Origin of the sequence: Macrococcoides caseolyticum (assembly GCF_002902665.1) — a bacterium.
Taxonomy (GTDB): domain Bacteria; phylum Bacillota; class Bacilli; order Staphylococcales; family Staphylococcaceae; genus Macrococcoides; species Macrococcoides caseolyticum.
This window is the reverse complement of record NZ_PPRM01000119.1, coordinates 7,744-8,431: the sequence shown is the minus strand read 5'-3', so window position 1 is coordinate 8,431 and position 688 is coordinate 7,744. Positions and strand designations below refer to the sequence as shown.

General features: G+C 24.6%; 1 protein-coding gene. It reads right to left on the bottom strand.

Features of this window, described 5'->3' with window-relative positions; all coding sequences use genetic code 11:
• On the bottom strand, positions 1 to 688 hold a 688-nt coding region (locus CD152_RS11695; protein WP_103214824.1), incomplete at both ends, for a helix-turn-helix domain-containing protein.

The following is a 688-nucleotide window of genomic DNA, read 5'->3' as shown; positions in this document are numbered from 1 at the left end:
ATCTATAATAGTCAAATAATCCACTAGTAATCATACTTTCTTTATCACTAGCGTATTTATAAAATTCTAAAGGATTTTTTATTTTTGTATATTTATTATTTATAAATATATTTAAAAATTCTTTTAAAAATTTTTTATCATTTTCATTTATGGAATTATAGAAATACATTTCTTTCTTACTTAGCATTTGTTTGTCTCTTAATAACTTGAAGTCGAACTCTCGGCCATAAAATAACTCGAATTCATTTTGACTTAATAACCATTCGAGATCAAAATAAGGTAAATTTGTTACTTCAAATTCCTCTGTTTTCGTATGGAGCATTACTTTATTTTTGAAAATATTCTCTTTTTCTTTACTTAAAGAGTTTAATTCGCTTTCAATCATATTTACATAAAAATCCATGAAATCTTTATAGTAAATATCCTCTGATAAATCTTTATAAGGACTATCTTCACATTTCAAAAATTCCTCTAATATAAGCATACTCATATCTACTACAAGATCAGCCATTTCTTCTTTTCTAGACATATCTTTCCTGAATCCACTAGCTAAACTCAAAACCACTTCATAAGTTGGATATCCTCTTTTTAAATTTTCCAGTTTACTAATATAAGTATTTGAAATGTTTGATAAAGTAGCCAATTGATTTACTGAAAGATTAGCTTGATTTCTTTGAATTTTTAGAAC